This window comes from Halorubrum sp. F4 (assembly GCF_027257195.1).
GTDB lineage: Archaea > Halobacteriota > Halobacteria > Halobacteriales > Haloferacaceae > Halorubrum.
This window is the reverse complement of record NZ_JAPDFS010000003.1, coordinates 199,042-213,507: the sequence shown is the minus strand read 5'-3', so window position 1 is coordinate 213,507 and position 14,466 is coordinate 199,042. Positions and strand designations below refer to the sequence as shown.

At 68.6% G+C, this 14,466-nt stretch carries 23 protein-coding genes; 8 read left to right on the top strand and 15 right to left on the bottom strand.

The features are described 5' to 3' along the window. Window positions 1-122 precede the first annotated feature (122 nt). Window positions 123-1,364 carry a phosphoglycerate kinase gene (gene pgk, locus OKW78_RS09440; RefSeq protein WP_281194931.1) on the bottom strand — a complete coding sequence of 414 codons (1,242 nt, stop codon included), beginning with the start codon at window positions 1,362-1,364 and terminating at the stop codon, window positions 123-125. Between the two features lie 89 nt (window positions 1,365-1,453). Beyond that, a complete protein-coding gene (gene gap, locus OKW78_RS09435) occupies window positions 1,454-2,506 on the bottom strand; it encodes a type I glyceraldehyde-3-phosphate dehydrogenase (protein WP_281194930.1) in 1,053 nt (350 codons plus the stop codon). A gap of 138 nt (window positions 2,507-2,644) precedes the next feature. Here gap and OKW78_RS09430 point away from each other — a divergent pair, with 138 nt between their 5' ends. Next, window positions 2,645-3,022, top strand: coding sequence for an Hsp20/alpha crystallin family protein (locus tag OKW78_RS09430; RefSeq protein ID WP_281194929.1), 378 nt, complete (start codon window positions 2,645-2,647; stop codon window positions 3,020-3,022). Here the strand turns inward: OKW78_RS09430 and OKW78_RS09425 are convergent. Beyond that, complete coding sequence (locus tag OKW78_RS09425; RefSeq protein ID WP_281195205.1) at window positions 3,019-3,966, bottom strand: RimK family alpha-L-glutamate ligase; 948 nt, start codon at window positions 3,964-3,966, stop codon at window positions 3,019-3,021. The two genes, OKW78_RS09430 and OKW78_RS09425, sit on opposite strands and share 4 nt — an antisense overlap. Window positions 3,967-4,076: 110 nt before the next feature. Next, window positions 4,077-4,367 (bottom strand): translation initiation factor eIF-1A, encoded by a 291-nt coding sequence (gene eif1A / locus OKW78_RS09420; RefSeq protein WP_094531098.1) that lies wholly within the window; start codon window positions 4,365-4,367, stop codon window positions 4,077-4,079. A gap of 120 nt (window positions 4,368-4,487) precedes the next feature. On the opposite strand from eif1A, the gene OKW78_RS09415 reads away from it, so the two are divergent. From OKW78_RS09415 to OKW78_RS09390, 6 genes are all read left to right on the top strand, one after another. Beyond that, window positions 4,488-4,667, top strand: coding sequence for a hypothetical protein (locus tag OKW78_RS09415; RefSeq protein ID WP_281194928.1), 180 nt, complete (start codon window positions 4,488-4,490; stop codon window positions 4,665-4,667). A gap of 101 nt (window positions 4,668-4,768) precedes the next feature. After that, window positions 4,769-5,014, top strand: a complete 246-nt coding sequence (locus OKW78_RS09410; protein WP_281194927.1) for a hypothetical protein — start codon at window positions 4,769-4,771, stop codon at window positions 5,012-5,014. 50 nt (window positions 5,015-5,064) lie between these two features. Further along, window positions 5,065-5,262, top strand: coding sequence for a hypothetical protein (locus OKW78_RS09405; RefSeq protein WP_122106368.1), 198 nt, complete (start codon window positions 5,065-5,067; stop codon window positions 5,260-5,262). Window positions 5,263-5,354: 92 nt separating this feature from the next. Continuing rightward, on the top strand, window positions 5,355-6,329 hold the full coding sequence (locus OKW78_RS09400; RefSeq protein ID WP_281194926.1) for an aldo/keto reductase: 975 nt from the start codon (window positions 5,355-5,357) through the stop codon (window positions 6,327-6,329). 113 nt (window positions 6,330-6,442) lie between these two features. Then, window positions 6,443-6,598, top strand: a complete 156-nt coding sequence (locus OKW78_RS09395) for a hypothetical protein (protein WP_203227888.1) — start codon at window positions 6,443-6,445, stop codon at window positions 6,596-6,598. Window positions 6,599-6,678: 80 nt separating this feature from the next. Next, window positions 6,679-7,119, top strand: coding sequence for a hypothetical protein (locus OKW78_RS09390; RefSeq protein WP_281194925.1), 441 nt, complete (start codon window positions 6,679-6,681; stop codon window positions 7,117-7,119). A gap of 83 nt (window positions 7,120-7,202) precedes the next feature. Here OKW78_RS09390 and OKW78_RS09385 read toward each other — a convergent pair whose 3' ends face one another. The 3 genes from OKW78_RS09385 to OKW78_RS09375 form a co-directional block, all read right to left on the bottom strand. After that, a complete protein-coding gene (locus tag OKW78_RS09385) occupies window positions 7,203-7,529 on the bottom strand; it encodes a NifU family protein (protein ID WP_066413205.1) in 327 nt (108 codons plus the stop codon). Window positions 7,530-7,656: 127 nt separating this feature from the next. Next, window positions 7,657-8,043, bottom strand: coding sequence for a hypothetical protein (locus OKW78_RS09380; RefSeq protein WP_281194924.1), 387 nt, complete (start codon window positions 8,041-8,043; stop codon window positions 7,657-7,659). Window positions 8,044-8,104: 61 nt separating this feature from the next. Continuing rightward, the gene (locus tag OKW78_RS09375; protein WP_281194923.1) at window positions 8,105-8,683 is read right to left on the bottom strand and encodes a 2Fe-2S iron-sulfur cluster-binding protein; all 579 of its coding nucleotides are present in this window, start codon (window positions 8,681-8,683) and stop codon (window positions 8,105-8,107) included. A gap of 223 nt (window positions 8,684-8,906) precedes the next feature. Between OKW78_RS09375 and OKW78_RS09370 the strand changes: the two genes are divergently transcribed. After that, window positions 8,907-9,389 carry an RNA-binding protein gene (locus OKW78_RS09370; protein ID WP_281194922.1) on the top strand — a complete coding sequence of 161 codons (483 nt, stop codon included), beginning with the start codon at window positions 8,907-8,909 and terminating at the stop codon, window positions 9,387-9,389. Here the strand turns inward: OKW78_RS09370 and OKW78_RS09365 are convergent. The 8 genes from OKW78_RS09365 to phnE (OKW78_RS09330) form a co-directional block, all read right to left on the bottom strand. Further along, window positions 9,386-9,586: a dodecin gene (locus OKW78_RS09365; protein WP_281194921.1), complete on the bottom strand. Its 201-nt coding sequence runs from the start codon at window positions 9,584-9,586 to the stop codon at window positions 9,386-9,388. The genes OKW78_RS09370 and OKW78_RS09365 overlap by 4 nt on opposite strands. Before the next feature lie 70 nt (window positions 9,587-9,656). Then, window positions 9,657-9,995: a hypothetical protein gene (locus OKW78_RS09360; RefSeq protein WP_281194920.1), complete on the bottom strand. Its 339-nt coding sequence runs from the start codon at window positions 9,993-9,995 to the stop codon at window positions 9,657-9,659. Window positions 9,996-10,085: 90 nt separating this feature from the next. After that, the gene (locus tag OKW78_RS09355) at window positions 10,086-10,331 is read right to left on the bottom strand and encodes a DUF5816 domain-containing protein (RefSeq protein WP_281194919.1); all 246 of its coding nucleotides are present in this window, start codon (window positions 10,329-10,331) and stop codon (window positions 10,086-10,088) included. 57 nt (window positions 10,332-10,388) lie between these two features. Beyond that, window positions 10,389-10,757, bottom strand: a complete 369-nt coding sequence (locus OKW78_RS09350; RefSeq protein ID WP_281194918.1) for an iron-sulfur cluster assembly accessory protein — start codon at window positions 10,755-10,757, stop codon at window positions 10,389-10,391. Window positions 10,758-10,869: 112 nt separating this feature from the next. Further along, window positions 10,870-11,883 carry a phosphate uptake regulator PhoU gene (locus OKW78_RS09345; protein ID WP_281194917.1) on the bottom strand — a complete coding sequence of 338 codons (1,014 nt, stop codon included), beginning with the start codon at window positions 11,881-11,883 and terminating at the stop codon, window positions 10,870-10,872. Window positions 11,884-12,106: 223 nt separating this feature from the next. Next, on the bottom strand, window positions 12,107-12,814 hold the full coding sequence (locus OKW78_RS09340; RefSeq protein ID WP_281194916.1) for an HAD family hydrolase: 708 nt from the start codon (window positions 12,812-12,814) through the stop codon (window positions 12,107-12,109). 38 nt (window positions 12,815-12,852) lie between these two features. Continuing rightward, a complete protein-coding gene (phnE, locus tag OKW78_RS09335) occupies window positions 12,853-13,647 on the bottom strand; it encodes a phosphonate ABC transporter, permease protein PhnE (RefSeq protein ID WP_281194915.1) in 795 nt (264 codons plus the stop codon). After that, window positions 13,647-14,465 carry a phosphonate ABC transporter, permease protein PhnE gene (gene phnE / locus OKW78_RS09330; RefSeq protein ID WP_281194914.1) on the bottom strand — a complete coding sequence of 273 codons (819 nt, stop codon included), beginning with the start codon at window positions 14,463-14,465 and terminating at the stop codon, window positions 13,647-13,649. Before phnE (OKW78_RS09330) ends, phnE (OKW78_RS09335) begins: the two co-directional genes overlap by 1 nt. Between the last annotated feature and the right edge of the window lies 1 nt (window position 14,466).

Sequence of the window (14,466 nt, the reverse complement as noted above, 5' to 3'; positions counted from 1 at the left end):
ACCCGTCGAGTCGGTATATCAAGGAAACGGCATCGATCGGGTTCGCCGGCCACCCTGCCGGTACCCGTATCCGAGGGTCGTTTCCGATCCTATCGGTACGGTGTTCGTCGACGCCGAGCGCGCTACTCCCTCGCGTCGTCCGCCCGCCGGAGCAGTTCGATCGCGGGAAGCGGCTCGCCGGTGAGTGCCCGGATGTACGCGCCGCCGGCGATGGAGACGTGCGAGAAGTCGTCCTCGTCCAGCCCGTACATTCCGATCGCCCTGGAGGTGTCGCCGCCGCCGACGACCGAGAAGCAGTCGGTCTCGGCGATGGCCTCGAGGACGCCGACGGTGCCGTCTGCGAACCGTTCGTCCTCGAAGACGCCGAGCGCGCCCTTCACGAACACCGCGTCGGATTCGCGAATGAGGGGCTCGTAGTCGGTGACCGTCCCCGAGCCGACGTCGAGGTATGCGTCCGTTTTCTCGTCGATCTCCGCGACCGCGACCTCGGCTCGGTCGCCGTCGTCGCCCTCGTACGCCAGGTCGCTCGCGAGGTGGATCGCCTCGCCGCGCGCCTCGAGGACCGACTCGACCGTTCCGTGGTTCCGCTCCCACTGGTCGTCGAAGAGGTCCGTTCCCTCGAGGTCGTGGCCGACCGGGTGGCCGGCCGCACGCAAGAAGAGCTCGCCGGCGACGCCGCCGAGCAGGAACCGGTCGACGCGGTCCCCCAGGGCGTCCATCACGCCGATCACGTCGGTGGCCTTCGTCCCCCCGACGATCATCGTGACCGGACCGTCGAACTCCTTGCGGGCGATGGCGGTGTTGGCCTCGTACTCCGTCTCCATCACGCGGCCGGCGTAGGCGGGCAGCGCCAGCGGGAAGCCGACCAGCGAGGCGTGCTTTCGGTGGGCCGCCGAGTAGGCGTCGTTGACGTAGGCGTCGAAGCGCGGCGCGAGCGTCCGGACGAACTCGGTCGCCGCCTTGTCCGCGGGCGGCTCCTCGGGGAGCTCCTCGTCGCACATTCGGGTGTTCTCCAAGAGGAGCACCTCGCCCGCCTCGAGCGCCTCGATGGCCGCGAGCGCGTCCTCGCCGTAGGTGTCGGCGACGAAGTCGACGTCGCGGCCGACGTGGTCGGCGAGGATCGACGCGTGGCCCGAAAGCGACGTGAAGTCGTCGCGACCGGGACGGCCCTGGTGGGCCATGAGCACGACGCGGTGGCCGGCGTCGGCGAGCTCTCGAACCGTGCGCGCGTGTCGCTCGAACCGGCGGTTGTCCTGCGGTTCGCCGTCCTCGACCGGCGAGTTCAGGTCGAGGCGGACGAGGACGCGCGAGTCGGCCGGCAGGTCGTCGATGGTCTGGAACGTCGGCTTTGATGGAGTTGGCATGGGTGGGACTGGGATGTGTCGGGACGTGCGTCGGCGGTGGTTGTCAATTCCCGGGTCGGAAACGTCGAATGTTCGGGATCGAGAACCGGTTACGACTCGGCGTTGACGTACGCGGCCATGTCGAGCATCCGGCACGAGAAGCCGTACTCGTTGTCGTACCACGTGAGGACCTTGAGCAGTCCGCCGTCGGCGATGACGTTCGTCGATTGGAGGTCGACGTAGCTGGAGAACGGGAGGCCGGTGACGTCGCTGGAGACGACCTCGTCGTCCGTGTAGCCGAGCACGCCCGCGAGCGGCCCGTCGTCGGCGGCGGCGCGGAAGGCGTCGTTGACCTGTGACTCGGTCACGTCCGCCTCGAGGTCGACGACGAACTCCGTGATCGAGCCCGTCGGGACGGGAACGCGGATCGCCATCCCGTCGATCTTGCCGTCGAGCTGCGGGAGGACCTGCTGGGCCGCGCCGGCCGCGCCCGTGGAGGTCGGCACGATGTTCTCGGCGGCCGCGCGCCCGCGGCGGGTCTTCGCCTTCGGGCCGTCGATGAGCGCCTGCGAGCCGGTGTAGGCGTGGACGGTGGTGAGGGTGCCGGCCTCGATGCCGAACTCCGCGTCGAGGACCTTCGCGACGGGCGTGATGGAGTTGGTCGTACAGGAGGCGTTCGAGACCACGTCCTCGCCGTCGTACTCGTCGTGGTTGACGCCGTAGACGAGCTGTTTGACCGGCTCCTCGCCCTTCGGCGGCGCGGAGATGACGACGGTATCGGCCCCGCCGGCGAGGTGCGCGCTCGCGTCCTCCTTCGTCCGGAAGACCCCGGTACACTCGAGCGCGACGTCGACGTCGAGGTCGTCCCACGGAAGGTCGGCGGGGTCCTGGACGTTGAACAGCGGAACCGACGTGCCGCCGATGGCCAGCTCGTCGTCGACGAGTTCGACGCCGTCGAGCCGCCCCATGACGGTGTCGTACTTCGCGAGGTACCGCATGTCCTCGAACTCCATCACGTCGTTGATCCCGACGAGCTCGACCCGGGGATCGTCCAGTACCGCACGGAAGACGTTGCGGCCGATCCGGCCGAACCCGTTGAGCCCGACGCGAACGACCTCCTCGTCGGGTGCCTCGTCGCCAGCGGACAGATACGATTTACTCATATGCGAAAAAGCGGTGCGCAGACACTTAAATCCGCCCGAGTCACGCGAGCCCGCTGCGGAGCGGGTCTCTCACGGTCGATCCCCGAAAAATCCTCGGCCGACAGAAGGCTTATCGGCGAGACCGCCCTCACACGAAGCATGGACAGAGACGACCGCGACGATCCGTTCGGGGACTTCTTCGAGGAGATCGAACGGATGATGAACGAGATGGCTGGAAGCCAGCGGGACGGCGGCGACGCCGGGTTCGGCTCGGAGACCCACGTCGACGCGTACGCGACGGAGGAGTCCGTCCGACTCGTCGCCGACCTCCCCGCCGTCTCGAAGGAGCAGCTCTCCCTGCAGTGTGACGGGGAGGCGCTCACCATCTCGGCGGCCTCCGACCGACGCGAGTACGACGAGACCGTCGAACTCCCCGCGACCGTCGACGAGCGGTCCGGCGAGGCGACGTTCAACAACGGCGTGCTCGAGGTCGAGTTCGACCGCGACGACGACTCCGCCTCCATCGACGTCGTCTAGCGCGACCGACCCGTCTCACCGGCCGCGTCTCCCTCGGCGCCGGCCGGACGGTCCTCCGCGACCCGTCGGATCAACCCCGCGAGGCCGTCGTAGAACCCCGGCTCGTACTTCGTCGCCGCGTCGACCGTCGGACGGGCGTTCGTCTCGTTGACCACGAACCGGTCGTCGGTCTCGAGCAGGTCGACGCCGAGGTAGTCGATCCCGAGCGCCGCCGCCGTGCGCTCGGCCAGCTCGCGTCCCTCCCTCCCGAGTTCGACGCCGCGCGCGTCCGCGCCGCGGTGGACGTTGTGTTTCCAGCGGCCGGCCGCGAGCGCGTCCGCCGGAAGCTCGCGTCGGACCGTGCCGGCGTACGCGCCGTCGACGACCATCGCCCGGTAATCGCGGGCGTCGGGGAGGAACTCCTGGATCAGGTACGACTTGTCGCCGGTCGCGCGGTAGTCGTGGGCGAGGTTCAGGTAGTCGACGACCCCCAAAAGCGAGTCGAGGTCGGTCGCCTTCGCGACGCCGACGCCGCGAGTGGCCGAGTTCGGCTTGACCACGACCGGAAACTCGAAGTCCGTGGCCGCCTCGACGACGACCGACTCGTCGACCGGGTTCGAGACCAGCGTCGTCCGCGGAACGGGGAGGCCGGCGGCCGAAAGCGTCGCGAGCACGCCGGCCTTGTTCCGGGAGGTCACGACCGCGTCCCGATCGTTGACCCACGGGACCGACAGCCGACGGTCGACGACCGCACCCTCCATGAGCCGCGACGGGTAGACGAACCCGACGTCGAACTCCTCGGCGTTCGTCGTCGCGTCCGTGTCCGTCCCCGTCGCCTCCTCCGGATCGACGCCCGCCCCGTCGAGCCGAAACGTCCGCTCCTTCGCGCGGACGTGGCCGACGTCGATCCCGCGATCGGCGAGCGGCCCGCGAACGCGCTCGTACGTCTCCGAGGCGGTGGTCATCGCGAGCCGGATGCGATCGGTCACGGCTCCGACTCAGCGACGATCGCCGGCGACGATGGCGGCTCCGGAGCGATGACGAGGCCGGGATCGTCGCGACGGCGTGGCCGCGCTCACTGGAGGTGGCCCTCCTCGCGGAGCTGCTCGGCCTCGTTCTTCTCGTAGCGCCAGGAGATGTCGGCCTTCTCGTCCTGCCAGTCCCACGGCTCGACGAGGACGATGTCGTCCTCGCGGATCCAGACGCGCTTCTGCATCCGTCCCGGGATCCGGGCCGTCCGTTCCTTCCCGTCCGCACAGCGCACCTTCACGCGGTTGGCACCGAGCATCTCGACGACCTCCGCGAACACCTCGTCGTCGTCGGGCATTCGGAGGTCGCGCCGGCCCTGGCCGTCTCCGTCGGTCATGCGTGCCCGGTGATACGTGGCCCACCCGATAAAAGCCCCACCCTCCGGCGCGACGTTGGAGATCCGGGGCGACGCTCCCGAACCGCCCCGTTTAACCGGCGGCGGACGGAGGAGTCGGACATGCGAGACACGCTCGGACTGGAGGGGATCGTGGGGGTCCTCGTCGTGGTCCTCGCGGTCGCGGTCGTCACGCTTCGGGACCCCGTCATCGGCGGCGGATTGATGCTTTTCGTCGCCGGGCTCGCGTTGATCGCGAAGGGCGTCGCGGCGTCGACGATGCGCGCGTTCGGGTTGAAGTGATCCGGGCGGAGTCGACTCCGGCGGGACCTCACCGGCGACGATCGACGCGGAGGACCGACGCGGCCGAAAGGGCTATACACGGCCGTCGCCGCCCCTTCGATATGGCACGGATACCCGAGTTCGCGGTCGAACTGGTCGAACTCCTCGCGCTCGTCGTCGGGTCGGGCCTGGCGTCGCTCATCGGCGTCGAACTCGAACGCGTCGGCGTCGCCGGCCTCGCAGGCGGTGACTTCGCAGTCGGGCTCTGGGCGGTCGCGATGGGGCTCGTCGCGCTGTACGTCGGCGTCGTCGGCCTCGGTTACGAGCAGGTGATTCCCCGGATCCGCGCGCTCGTCGGCGGGACGTAGCTCCGGGAGGGAACACCCGCCTTTTTGAGTGGGCTCGACGAGGGGGAAGTATGGACGAGATCCTGACCAACTGGCTCCTCGGGCTGATCGCCGCCCTCCTGGCCGTCCTCGTGCTCGACTCGACCGGCCAACCCTTCCTCGACCCGCTCGCGCCCGTCGCGAACGTCCTCGCGCTCGTGACGTTCCTCGCGTTCGTCATCCTCACCGGCGCGTTCCTCGTGTACACCGCGTCGTTCCGGAACGAGTAGCGCGGCGGAGGCGCCTGACGACGATCCGCCCACGAACGCCGGCGACGATCCGCCCACGAAGACTTTTGCTCGCGGCCGCCCACGGCCGTTCCATGGAGTACACGACGCTCGGGAACACGGGCATGACCGTCTCGAAGATCTGTCTCGGCTGTATGAGCTTCGGCGACCCCGACTGGCGCGAGTGGGTGCTCGGCGAGGAGGAGGGTAAGGAGCTCGTCGAGCGCGCGCTCGAGCTCGGGATCAACTTCTTCGACACCGCCAACATGTACTCGAACGGCGAGTCCGAGCGGGTCCTCGGGGAGGCGCTGGAGGGACACCGCGAGGAGACGGTCGTCGCCACGAAGGGCTACTTCCGGATGGACGAGTCGAACCCGAACTCCGGCGGGCTCTCGCGCAAGGCGGTCGAACAGGAGTTGGAGCACAGCCTCGACCGGCTCGGGATGGAGACGGTCGACCTCTATCAGATCCACCGGCTCGACCCGGAGACGCCGATCGAGGGGACGCTCGCCGCCCTCGACGACGCGGTCCGTCGCGGGAAGGCCCGCTACGTCGGGGCGTCGTCGATGTGGGCCCACGAGTTCGCCGAGGCGCTGTACGCGAGCGACCGGCTCGGGCTCGACCGGTTCGCCACGATGCAGAACCACTACAACCTCGTCTATCGCGAGGAGGAACGCGAGATGCTCCCGCTCTGTGAGAAGGAGGGGATCGGCGTGATGCCCTGGAGCCCGCTCGCGCGCGGCTACCTCACCCGACCCGACGAGGAGATCGACGCGACGCTTCGCGGCCGGACGGAGGAGCACATGTACGAACACCCCTACCGCGAGGGGAACGGCCCCGCGGTCAACGAACGCGTCGAGGAGTTCGCCGACGAGAAGGGCGTCAAGATGGCGCAGATCGCGCTCGCCTGGCAGTTCCACAAGGACACGGTCGACGCGCCGATCGTCGGCACGTCCAGCATCGAACATCTCGAGGACGCGGTCGAGGCGCTCGACGTCGACCTCTCCGACTCGGACGTCGAGTGGCTCGAGGAGCCGTACGAGCCGGTCCGCGTCTCCGGTCACGACTGAACGCGGACGACCCCGCGATCCGCCGGCTGCTCGTTCGCATCCGTCCGACGTATTCGGTGTATTAGGACATATATAGCCGATCTATATACAGTGCGAGTGAATGACACGCATCTATGAGCGACGACGGGGACGAGTCCCGAGTCCGGTCGAGCACCGAGTACGCGCGCACACGGGTCCGGTGTCCGAACTGCGGCGACCACGTCCCGGCGGTCGGGCGGGACGCCGGGACGACCGAGTGTCCGAACTGCCGGATGCCGGTGCGAGCGTGAGGCGACCGCGGACCTTTTATAAACTCACGGTCGAGTCCGGAGCAACAACCCTTTTCGGACGGGCTACCGAATCCGGGCGTATGACCGACGACGAGACATCGGAGACGGACGACTCGGCGGGAGCCGACGAGGGCGAGAACGGATCCGACGAGGAGAAGTCCTTCCGCGAGCGCGTCGAGGAGATCCGCGAGCGACGAGAGAAGGAGCGCGAGGAGGGCGAGCGGCCCGACCCCGAGGAGATGATGGGCGGCGGCCCGGGCGGCGCGGGCGGCCCGCCGGGCATGGGCGGCGGTGGCGGCGGTAACCCCTTCGCACAGATGATGTCCGGCATGATGGGCGGTGGCGGCGGCCCGGGCGGTGCGGGCGGCCCGCCGGGCATGGGCGGCGGTCGACCGGGCGAGGGCGGCAGCGAGGACGCCGGCAACGAGGAACTCGTCCGGGAGGTCCGCCAGCTCCGCGACGAGGTCCGTGACGCGACCCGTCAGCTCCAGCGCATCGCACAGGCGCTCGAGGACGACTGACCGACCTCACGTATCCTTCTCGGGCGTCGTTCAGGTAACGAAAGTCGGGAGCGACAGTCGATCGCGGCGCGAGCGGGCGGGATTCAGAAGTGGTTCGAGGCGTCCGTCTCGTGGCGGAGCTCCCCGCCGCGGCCGCCCTCGACGGTCGAGGCTCCCTGGTCGCCGGAGGACGGAACCCGCACCGTGACGTCGGTGACCGCCTCGAAGTCGGTGATGAGGTCGCGGCGGATGTTCTCGGCGGTGATGTTCGAGACGCCACAGCCCGCACAGCCGCCGCCCAGCTCGACGACGACCTCGCCGGTCTCCGGGTCGGCCTCGCGCACGACGCTCGTGCCGCCGTGCATCTGGATGATCGGCATCTGGCCGACCATCCACGTCTCGATCCGTTCCGCGAGGCTCTCGTCGCTCATTACCTCCCCTTCGGGGTCGAGCCTTTGGAAGGTTGCGGTTTGGGACTCGTTGTCAGCGCCGAAACGAACTACGTCATCGTCGATGAAGCGGGACCGTCGGCCGCCCCTCGGACGTGCGTGGACTCGCTCACTGATCCCGTCCGTCGCCGGTTCCGGCAGGTTCGTCCCGTCCGTCGTCGGTCCCCGTCCGTCCCCGCCCATCGTCGGACGACGTGGAGGCGTCCCGCGTCGCGCTCGGAAGCCGCGTCGGATCCGGGTCGTCATCGCCGTGAAGCGAGTCGTCGCGCTCGAGCACGTACAGGAGCGGCCCCAAGGCGACCACCACGAGAACGCCCGGTAGCGGGGCGTCGGGAACGAGAAGCGCCGTGATCGCCCCGACCCCGCCGGTGAGGAGCACGAGTCCGGCCCACAGCGTCGGCGATCCCGAATCGACCCCGACCCGCGCCGCGTCTCGGTGGACGAGCCCGGCCGCGAGCGCGAGAAGGGCCCCGCCGGCGACGGCTGCCAGTGACATGGAGTACGTACGACGGAGACGGGAAAAAGGGTGTCGCGAGCGGGTCGTCGTCGGAACCGGATCAGGGGGCCTCGCCGGTCTCGATGGTGAAGGAGTCCCGGGGGTACGCGACGCAGGTGAGCGTGTAGCCGTCCTCGAGTTCGTTCTCGTCGAGCATCTGCTGGTTGTCGTGTTCGACGAAGTCCTCGGAGGGACCGTCGGCGATCCGCCCCGCACACGAGACGCACTGTCCCTGGCGGCAGGCGTACGGGAGGTCCCATCCCTGGTCTTCTCCCTGCTCGAGGATCGGCTCGTCGTTCGCGAGCTCGACGGTCTCGCCCTGTTTCGCGAACTCCACCTCGAAGTACTCGACTTCGTCCTCGGGGATGTCGCCGGGCCCGGAACTCGCCGATCCGCCCTCCTCGAGTTCACCCTCACCGCCCTCGCCGCCGGCCGGGATCGCGCCGCCACCGCCGCCTGCACCGATCGCGCGGTTGCCGGGCTCGGGAAAGCCGGTCTCCGGGAGCGAGTTGGCGCGCCGTTCGACGATCTCGTCGGAGATGTCCTCGGTGGGCTCCCACCCCGTCCCCTTCACCGTACTGACGAGAACGACCGTCAGCGTCGCGATCGCTGCGAGCGCGATCGGCAGTGGGTCAAGCATACCGACGACTATGGAGAGGTGGTTTAATACCGTTTTGATCGGGCCAACGCTCCGGGAATTCGCCCCACCGACGCCGTTCCGCGACCCGCGGCGTCCGCGGACCGGGCGAGTCGCCGCCACGGACCGGGCGGGTCGCCGCCACGAACCGAGCGAGTCGCCGTCGGGAGACGGTCAGCCGCCGGGGAACGGGCCCTTTATCGGCGCGCCGACCGATCGGGCGGTCATGCGAGTCAAATCCCGGCACCACCTCAGAAGCGACGAGATCACGGCGATCCGCGAGGCGGTCGCCGATCACCTCGGCGTCGACATCGACGGCGAGACGTTCGAGCTCGTCGAGTTCGTGGACGCGGACTACGAGTTAGTGCTCGTCGACGGCGATCCGGCGGTCTTCTACGTCGACGACGACGAACCGTTCCTCACCGTCCGGGGGGCGAACGACTACGACCCGGAAACGGGCGTCGTCACCGTCGACGCGGGGGCGATCTCGTTCGTTTCCGACGGCGCGGACGTGATGCGGCCGGGTATCGTCGAGGCGGACGACGCGATCCGCGAGGACGACCTCGTCGTGATCGCCGAGGAGACTCACGGGAAGGTGCTCGCGGTCGGGCGCGCGCTCGTCGACGGAGACGACATGCTCGGCGAGGGCGGCAAGGTCGTCTCCTCGATCCACCACGTCGGCGACGAGCTGTACGAGTTCTCGGCTTAGTCCTCCAGCTCGAAGGCGATCTCGACTTCGGCCTGGTACTCCCGTTCGGGTGCGTTCTTTATCTCCACGCCGAACTCCTTCACCTCGGCCCAGTAGACGTTCTCAAGGGTGTCCTCGGCCCGGTCGATCGCCTCGTCGGCGGCGGCGTCGAAGCTCTCCTCGCTCGTTCCGATCAGCGTGATCTTCTTGAACACCATACGTGGTGATTGATCACACGCCGTTATAAAACCGCCCGCGCCTTCGGGTCGGTCCCCCGGAGCGGGTCGCTCAGGGACTTCCTGGCGCGCCCTCCATCACGGAGAAGTCGTCGCCGTCGCGGTCGACGCCGATCACCGCCCAGTCGTAGGGCGGTTTCAGCGACGTGAGGTGTTGCTGGAGGTCGTCGGCGTTCGTCCGCCACGTGACGAAACAACGGAGTCGCGGCGTCTCCCCACCGTCCGCGAGATACGGATCCAGATCGTCGTCCTCCATACACAGCGCCGTGACGAGGACGCGTCGCCACTTTCGCTCCGCGACGAACTCGCGTCCGCCCTCGGAGACGCTGTATCCGAGCTCACGAAAGACGTCTCTGGCCTCCGTCGTCGGTGGGATGCTCGCAGTGGCCATCGATCCGACCGTTGATCGGGATCCGTGATAAACTTTCTCACGGTTCTCGAGATCGGACGGCGCTCCCCTCGGACCGAGCCCCGCCCGCGTTCACTCGTGGGCGGCGTCCCACTCGTCGGGCTTCCGGAGGTTGCCGCAGTCGGTACACTGGATCCGTCCCATCGTGTCCATCGCGGTATCGAGCGAGTCGCAGTTCCCGCAGGCGAAGCCCCATCGGTCGTCGGCGTCCGCGTCCGTGAACACGAGATAGAAGGGTCCTTCCGCCCCGCGTTCGGCGCGCTTTCGGTCGATGTACACCCGTTCGCCGTCCGCGGTCGTCGAGGCGTCGAGTTCCATACCGGAGGGTACTCGGCGAAGCGACTTAAGCGGGGAGACGCGTGGTCGGCCGGCAGGTCACGTCCGGAACGACTCGCCGCAGCCGCACTCGGAGACGACGTTCGGGTTCTCCACGTGGAAGCCGGCGGCCTGAAGGCCGCTCTCGTAATCGAGTTTGCTCCCGCCGATGTAGTTCCGGCTCGCGGGATCGACGAACACCCGCAGCCCGTGCCGTTCGACGACGAGGTCGTCCGACTCCGGCTCGGTGTCGAAGCGCATCCCGTAGGAGAGCCCCGCACAGCCGCCCTGCTGGACGAACAGCCGGAGCCCCGCCTCGTCGGTGTCGAGCTCTTCGCCCTCCAGAAGCGAGAGCGCCTCCGTGGCGGCGTCCGGCGTCACCTCGATCGCCGGGTCGTCGCCGCCTCCCTGAACCGATTCGGTGCTCATACTCTCCCGTACCCGTCGAAGGATGAAAACCCTGACGGTGTGAATACTTGACATGCACCGCCGGCCGGTTCGTTCGAGCGAGCGGACGACTCAGTCGGATCGGGCGTCGGACTCACCCGACCGTTCCGTCCGGACCGTTCCGGAGAGTCGCACGGAGCCCCACCTCGGCGACGTTGATCCCGTACTCGGCCGTGCGCGTGATGCTGTCGAGGACCGTCGCGAGCACGTATCCGTCCGCGAGGTCACGCTCGTAGAGGGTCCGATCGACCCGACGGATCTCCGCGATGAGATCGTCGGTATCGGCGACTATCGTGCCGAGCGTCCGCGGATCACAGTCCCCGACGGTCTCCGAGAACGCCCGGTCGACGACCGACCGCGCGTCGGTCGCGAGCCGGTCGAGGTCCGCGGCGACCGGATCCGCCGGCGGCTCCCCGATCGCCTCGGCGATCTCGGCGATCTTCTCGGCGTGATCGGCGACCCGCTCCAGCTGTCTGGCGACGGCGTAGTGGTCGAACGGCGTGAGCCCGTCGGCGACGGCGGGGATCTCGACGATGGAACGCTGGAACTCCCGCGAGAGGAGGCCGAACAGCCGGTCGACGTCGTCGTCCTGTTCGCGCACGCGGTCGCCGGCCTCGCCGTCTCCCGCGAGCGCGGCCGCGACGGCCTCCTCGTGCATCGTCAGGGTCCGGTCCGCCATCCGCTCGAGCGTCCGAGACGGCGGCAGGTCCGCGACGTCGAGCATCGTCCGAGCGATCACCGCCTCCGCCGTCTCCTCGGCGATCTCGATCCCGACGAGGCCGGCGACCGCGTCGCGGACGGCCGCCCGCTCGGCACGCTCCGGGGAGCCCTCCACGCGAACGACGTCGGCACCGGCGACGTACGCCGCGGCGACGAGCCGCTCGATCCCCGCCGGATCGTGTCGAGCCGCGGATATCGACACCGTTTGGCGACGCTCCTCCGTCTCCGGTCGCGCGAGAAGCAGGCGGCCGCCCCTCGGATACAGGTTGAGGGTGTCGCCGGTGTCGAGCGACCGATCGTTCGCCCACCCCTTCGGGAGCGAGATCGTGTACGTCGTCCCCCCGGTGAGCTGGACCTTCCGTTCGTACGGGTCCGTTCCGTTATTCATCTCGAGTCGATCCGCTCGGGTAGATCGATCCGTTCGAGTCGGTCGATCCGTCCTCACGTCGGCTCCGATCGGGTACGGGTACCATGTCGTCGAGTACCGAACCGACGATCATGTACCCTGCTATGTGGGTTACGTGCCGGTCCGTTCCCCGACCGAGTGCTCCCGTGACGTCATATCCGATCGAATACTTATATAGAAATATATATTCCCGCTTCGGCGTGCGTCATCGATCGGCGACGAGCGGGAGCAGCTCGTGGAGACTCCCGATCTCGACGGCCGGTTCGACGTCGAGTTCCAGTGACGCGTTGTGCTCGCGTCTGAGGAAGACGCCCTCGAGGCCCGCCCGCTCGGCGGCGATCACGTCGGTCGCGCGATCGCCCACGTAGATCCCGCCGGACGCGTCGAGCTCCTCGAGCGCCTCGTTCAGGTAGTACGGGTCCGGTTTCCGGCGCTCGAAGCCGTCCGGGCCGAGATCGCGCCCGCGGACGTACCCGAACTGGGTCAATCGGAAGTGGTCGACGACGAACTCCACGGTCGGGTCGTAGTTGTTGCTCACCAGCCCGAGCGTCGCGTGCTCGGCGAGCGTCTCCAGGGCGTCGACGTCGGGACACAGCGTCCGGATCCCTGCAGACAGCCGCGAGACGGTTCGTTTCGCGCTGCGCTCCTCCCGCGCCCGGAAGAACGCTGCCGGGTCGACGCCGAGCTCCGCACAGGCGGCCCGGAAGTCCTCGTCGTACTCGTACGTCTCCAGCGGTCGCCGGAGGTCGTCGGCGACCGTCATTCCGCGGTCGGCGAGCACGTCGTCGAGGGCTCGCCGATGGACGGTCCCGTCCGTTCCCCACCCCTCGAGAACGACGCCGTCCATGTCGAAGAGGACGACCTCGTCGATCGTTCGGTCGGTTCGCCGGTTCGGGTCGTGTGTCGTCGTCATGTGTAGTGTGTCTCCTCTCGGACCTCGATTCGAACCGCTCAGCGGACCTTCCTCCTCGCGTACGCGGAGATCCCCTCGCTCACGAGCACGACCGCGAGGATGGCGAAGAGCAGCGCCGACACCGTCCGCCAGGCGAACGAGTCGATCGCCTCGAACAGCTGGACGCCGATCCCGCCCGCTCCGACGAACCCGAGGATCGTGGCCGCGCGCACGTTGATGTCCCAACGGTACACCGACACGCCGACTAAGGCGGGCTTGATCTGTGGGACGATCCCGTAGACGAGGAGTTTGAATGGGCCCGCGCCCGTCGCGCGGACGCCCTCGACCTGTCCGAAGTCGATCTCCTCGATCTCCTCGCCCAGGAGCTTCGCCAGGAACCCGATCGACCTGACCGCGGTCGCGACCGTCCCGGCGAGCGCGCCGGGGCCGAACATCACGACGAAAAGCAGCGCCCAGACGATCGTGTGGACCGACCGCGAGACGGTGACGATGAGCTTGCCGAGCGCGTACGTCGCCCGGTTGGGCGTCGTGTTCTCGGCACTGATGTAGGCGACGGGTGCGGCCATCAGGACCGCGCCGATCGTCCCCACCACGGCGATCTGTATCGTCTCCGCCAGCGGGCCGACGGCGTTCGGGAGGTATCCCCAGTCGGGCGGGTACATCCGTCCGAGCAGGTCGCCGACCTGGAGCGGCGCGGAGCTCACGTATCGGAGGCTCATGTCGAGCCACTCCCACGATCCGATCACGACCGCGGCGGCGACGACGACGGAGCCGATCCGGAAGAGCCGCTCTCTCGTGTCGAATCGGGTCCAGTCGCGCGTGGTCCCCGCCATCACTGGACCCTCCGTCGGACGACCGCGCTGACGACCTCCGCGACGAGGACGACCGCGATGATGGCCATCAGGATCGAGGCCACGTAGTCGTACTCGTACCGGGAGTACGACCGCTGGAGGAGCACGCCGAGCCCGCCGGCACCCACGATCCCGACGATCGTCGACGACCGGATGTTGATGTCCCAGCGGTACACCGCCAGCCCGGCGAACCGCGGGACGACCTGCGGGACGACCCCGTAGACGAGCCGCTGGAACCGGGAGGCTCCCGTCGCCTCGATCGCCTCGACGCCACCCATGTCGACGTCCTCCAAGTCCTCGGCGAACAGCTTCGAGAAGAACCCGATCGTCTTGAAGCTGATCGCGACGATCCCCGCGAGCGGGCCGAACCCGAGCGCGATGACGGCGATGATCGCGACGATCAACCCGTCTATCGCCCGCGAGACGCTGATGATCCCGCGGGAGAGGTAGTACGTCGGCCGCGGCGAGAGGTTCTCCGCCGCCCCGAGCGCCACCGGTAGACTGAGGGCGATCCCGGACACGGTCGCGATCATCGCCATCGCGATCGTCTCGATCATGCGATCGACCAGCCTGGCGACGTTCTCGCTGCCGGTTTCGGGCGGCAGCATCGAGTCGATCAGATCGTAGCCGTAGCCGAGGCCCGAGAGGAACCGCCCCGGAGTGATCCGGAGGCTCGCCACCGACCAGACGACGAGCGCGAGAACGGCCCCGTACACCGCCCACTTCGTGTAGCGGTTTCGGAACGCCGTCGGCCGTCGCCACGTCCGTCGGTCGGTCGACGTGCCCGATCCGGTCGCCATC